Raw genomic sequence first — 4,703 nt, 5'->3', positions numbered from 1 at the left:
CTTCTTTCATAGCTCAATTTTCATCTATAGCAACTTCTGAAAGCCGGCCTGCTATAGCATCTTTAAGGAGGGTGTTTAGCCATTGTAGTTCAACTGTAATATGCTCAATTACACTTTGTAAAATATATAGTTGTGCACGTGGAACTTTTCCTTTATTACAATCATATATCGTTTGCATAGTATATAAATATTGAAGAGTATCGTTTTTCTTTTTTTCTAAAATAGGAACTAATTCGTGATCATTGCTAAAGTGAGCGAAAGATAAGGCTGAATAAATAGGTTTATATATTTGGTTTTTTGCTTCGAATTGTTTTAATAGTAAAGTGTGGAATAGTTTTTTGCCTTCTTCTGTTATATGAAAAATCGTTTTGTCAGGTGGATTTGTGTTTTTATTTATTTTTTTAATTTGTTTGAATTGTTTTAATAGTGGAATAGTTTTTTGCCTTCTTCTGTTATATGAAAAATCGTTTTGTCAGGTCGATTTGTGTCTCTAATTACATTTGTAATATGAATTGCGCCTTGCTTTTCTAATTGCTCGAAGGCGTAATAAAGTGATCCTTTAGCATATTTAATGTAACAATCCATTTGTCGTTCTTTCATAATATGCTGCACTTCATATGGATGTTTATCTCCTTCGAGTAGCAAGCCGAGAATGACTAATTTCATGCTCATGCTGTCTCAACTCCTGTATATAAAAACTTTATCCGGCATTAACGGGCAGTAAGACACCCATCCAAAAATTCAGCGGAACCAAAGAAGTTAGGTGGGGGGCGGGCTGTCCGTAAAAGCCCGATTGGTTCAATTAATAATCAGTGGGGGATGGACTAAAGGGGAGGAAAGACCCCCACAAAAAAATTCGGCGGACCAAAAGAAGTTGGGGGGGGGGCGGGCTGTCCGTAAAAGCCCGATTGGTTCAATTAGTGGGGGATGAACAAAACCGCCACTGATTAAAGATTAACTTTATACATATTATAAACGGCATATCCTTTTTCATAAAGGGATATGCCGCTTCTTTTTTATATTAACTGACTTGCTTTTGTTTTTCTTTCTTTTTAGGGCCTGTAAAGAGGCGTTCATTTCCCATAAGTAAAATACAAATAATACTTAGTACAGCCGGAATAAGTGCCCAGAAGAATGTGTTCGCAATAGATGTAGCGAGAGCTTCTTTAATACCCGCTAATATTTCAGCAGGAATTTTTGCGGTAGCGCCTGGCGATAATAAGAAACTTGTGTCTCCACCTTTTGGAGCTAATTTTGCTAGTTCAGGGGGGAACACAGAGTTTAGTTTATCTGTAAAAATATGATTTTGAATTGTACCGAAAATCGTTACACCAAGAGTCATACCGAGTGATCGGAAGAATGAGTTTGTTGATGTTGCCGAACCACGGTCTCGCATTTCTAATTTGTGAATAGAAGACATACTTAATACTGAGAATGAGAAGCCAACACCAAGCCCAGCGAGAATCATAAATAGTGTTACGAGTAAACGAGGTGTATCCATTGTTAAAGTACTTAATAAATAAATACCAAGAACGAAGAAGACGCCAGATACCATCATAATGTTACGATAGCTTGTTCGAGAAGCTAATTGTCCTCCTGTTTGACTTCCAATTACAGAACCAACCATCATTGGTGTTAAAATTAATCCGGCATTAGAGGCGGAACCTCCAAGAACGCCTTGAATGAAGATTGGAATATAAACTGTACAGATAATAAAAGCGGCACCATAGAAAAAGGCAACTCCTTGACTAGCTGCGAATAAAGGTTTTTTAAATAGATGGAACGAAATAATAGGCTCGGTTGCTTTTCGTTCTACAAAGAAGAAAATAATAAGCGTAATAACTACTGTTGTAAATAAGCCAATAATTACAGTGGAATTCCAGGCATATTCCTTACCACCAAGTTCTAATGCGAACATTAAGCAAACGATACTTATGACAAGTGTAATAGCACCAGCCCAATCAATTTTTTGTTTTCTAAATTCTAGAGACTCACTGTAGTATTTAGTAATGAAGAAAAAGGAGATAAGTCCTAATGGAATATTGATATAGAAGACCCAATGCCAACTTATATAGTCTGTAATATAAGCGCCTAATAAAGGACCGAATACACTAGAGGTCCCGAAAACAGCACCGAATAGTCCTGTCATCTTCCCACGTTTTTCTGGTGGGAAGATATCGTACATAATTGTGAAGGCGATAGGCATAAGGGCACCACCACCGATACCTTGAATAGAATTGTGAAGGCGATAGGCATAAGGGCACCACCACCGATACCTTGAATAGCTCTATAAATACTTAATTGCTCAATACTTGAAGCTGTTCCGCAGAGCGCAGAACCGAATAAGAAAAGAATGAGGCCACCAATATAAAAACGTTTCCGCCCGTACATATCAGAAAGTTTCCCGAAGATAGGCATCCCTGCCATTGTTGCTACCATATAAGCTGATGTGACCCAAACAAACTTATCAAATCCTCCTAAGTCTCCAACAATTGTTGCCATTGCGGTTGCAACGATTGTATTGTCCATTGCGGCCATTAATATACCAAGCAGTAAACCAGCAACAACAAATTTTGTCTTGTTGGCGTCTTTTTTTAATGGTTGAGTTTCCAAATATAACCCTCCTTTAGAAATAAGTAAACTATATTAAGTTTTGAGTGCAGTGGATAAAAAATTTAAATGTATAGGTGATTTTAATTTCTTTTCCATAAGTGCACTGATATGCCATAAAGAATATTATAGTCAAATTTGACTATAAGGCAAACTTTTTCTTCCGTCAAAATATTCTTTCGTATGAGTAGAGAACGAGTGAGCCCCATAAAATAGTCAAATTTGACTATAAGGCAAACTTTTTCTTCCGTCAAAATATTCTTTCGTATGAGTAGAGAACGAGTGAGCCATATTGAATATTGCCATAAAGTAAATTGTAAAAAAATTTCATTAAGAACACCTTCTGTTAATAGATGAAAAATGGTTTTTTCTTCATATTGTCGAATAGGATAAAAGGAAGAGAAATATTAAACATTGCTTGTAGTAAGCTTTAGTAATTTGGGGAATTCATTGTGTGTATGATACATCTGAAATGAGGTGAATATATATTATGAAAATATGGGGACGAATTTCGGATACAGGAAAGTATTCAATACCGCTACAACCAGTATTGTGGATTGACGGATCGAAAAAGGAAAATGAATTTCCTCAAGTAGCCGTTACATTAAAAATTGGTAGTATGTATACAGAACAATTTTCGTATGAATTGACCTACGATGTAAACGACATACTTATTATGAGAATTGAAGTGGAAAATAAAGGGGTAGAAATGATTTCGAGAGTTGTTGTAAGTCATATGATTCGAGATTACTTTGCTTATATTCCTAATTCTTTAAAAGTTGATAAGGGGATAAGTGAGTTTTTATTCCAGCTTGTAAGGTGGCGAATTGATGATTTGTTACCGAATGAAAAGGTGGAACTACGTTGTAAAATAAAAGCTAATAAAGATAAAGCTCTTAAACAAGCATTCTTTCAGGCTACATATACATTTCAAGATAAAGAGATATCATATGGTCCACTGCAAACAAATGAAGTTGTTGTGCGTCAATAATAAAAAGGAACCTGTACAAAAGGTTCCTTTTTTTAGTGAAGGTTGTGTTTTTTGAGTATTTTCTTTTGCTCCATTCCTTTTTTTCCTACATAGTTATTTTTGTAGCCAAAGTATAGAATAAATAAAAATGAAACAACATTAACAATAGCGTCAATTTGATCGTTTGTAATAAAGTGTATGCCGAAAGAGGTAAATAATAATTTTAATGATAATAGAAAACCAGCTAGTAACCGCATAGCATCTGATAGATTCTCTTTTTGTAGCATATAGATTACTCCTTTCTATAAAAGTTATATATTATATATATGAAATAGAGTAGAAAAGGTATACAAGCTTAAGCAGAAATGTACATTGGATATGTACATTTTTTATTTGGTAGAAAAACATTATTGATATAGAAACATATATTGGTATAAAAGGGGGAGAAGTATGAAACATAAAGGGAAAATTAGTGGATTATTACTTGGAAATACAGTGGCAGTTACAGAATGGATTGCACTTCAGGATGTAATTGCAAAACTGGATTCACGATCATTTTATACCGTCTTTATTATTTATATATTGCAAATGATACTAAGTTATTATTTTGGACATTGGTACGATAAAAGAGCGAACAAGCGTATGAATGAAGAAGTAGGAGGAATGGCAAGCAACGATTTTGTTGTTGATTTTTTTGGGAAAGTAGCCGCTTTATCTGAAAGAGCTTCCCGTAATATTACAGTTTACATTCTTTCTGTAAAAGAATGGGAAGGATTAAAAGACACGTTGCAAGAAAAAAAATTGGGAGTGTTAGTACAAAAATTAGAGAGTACCATTGTAAAGTCAATTCGGAAGGGAGATGTTGTTACAAAGTGGGATGAAAATAAGTATGTTATTGTAGCAATTGATAATGGTCATGAAACATCAACAATAACAAACAGATTAATGAAAAATATTGAAAGTGAAATAGAAGGTGATTTACTCAGTGTCACTCTTTTATTTGGAGCAGCTAGCTATCCAGTAGAAGGAAAAACGTTTGAAGAACTGTTGAGAAAGTCGCAAAATCAATTGTACCAGTATAGAAATTTGCAAGAAAATGAGTGAAGCTTTGATTTGAAGATAT

At 34.5% G+C, this 4,703-nt stretch carries 3 protein-coding genes and 2 pseudogenes; 2 read left to right on the top strand and 3 right to left on the bottom strand.

Annotated features, from left to right (window positions below; translation table 11 throughout):
* Positions 1-13: 13 nt before the first annotated feature.
* Positions 14-672, bottom strand: a pseudogene (locus tag DN403_RS32375) (PadR family transcriptional regulator).
* A 349-nt stretch (positions 673-1,021) separates the two neighbouring features.
* Positions 1,022-2,613: pseudogene (locus DN403_RS23665) on the bottom strand (MDR family MFS transporter).
* Between the two features lie 487 nt (positions 2,614-3,100).
* On the opposite strand from DN403_RS23665, the gene DN403_RS23660 reads away from it, so the two are divergent.
* Entirely contained in the window at positions 3,101-3,601 is a 501-nt protein-coding gene (locus tag DN403_RS23660) for a hypothetical protein (protein ID WP_000708116.1), read from the top strand.
* Between the two features lie 32 nt (positions 3,602-3,633).
* Here DN403_RS23660 and DN403_RS23655 read toward each other — a convergent pair whose 3' ends face one another.
* The gene (locus DN403_RS23655; protein WP_000939448.1) at positions 3,634-3,867 is read right to left on the bottom strand and encodes an SPP1 phage holin family protein; all 234 of its coding nucleotides are present in this window, start codon (positions 3,865-3,867) and stop codon (positions 3,634-3,636) included.
* A gap of 163 nt (positions 3,868-4,030) precedes the next feature.
* Between DN403_RS23655 and DN403_RS23650 the strand changes: the two genes are divergently transcribed.
* Positions 4,031-4,684, top strand: a complete 654-nt coding sequence (locus tag DN403_RS23650; protein WP_000680815.1) for a diguanylate cyclase domain-containing protein — start codon at positions 4,031-4,033, stop codon at positions 4,682-4,684.
* The last annotated feature ends 19 nt before the right edge of the window (positions 4,685-4,703 follow it).

The sequence above is a fragment of the Bacillus sp. AY2-1 genome (assembly GCF_008368965.1).
GTDB lineage: Bacteria > Bacillota > Bacilli > Bacillales > Bacillaceae_G > Bacillus_A > Bacillus_A thuringiensis_S.
Note: the sequence above shows the minus strand (reverse complement) of the source record. Positions and strands in the feature narration are given on the sequence as shown.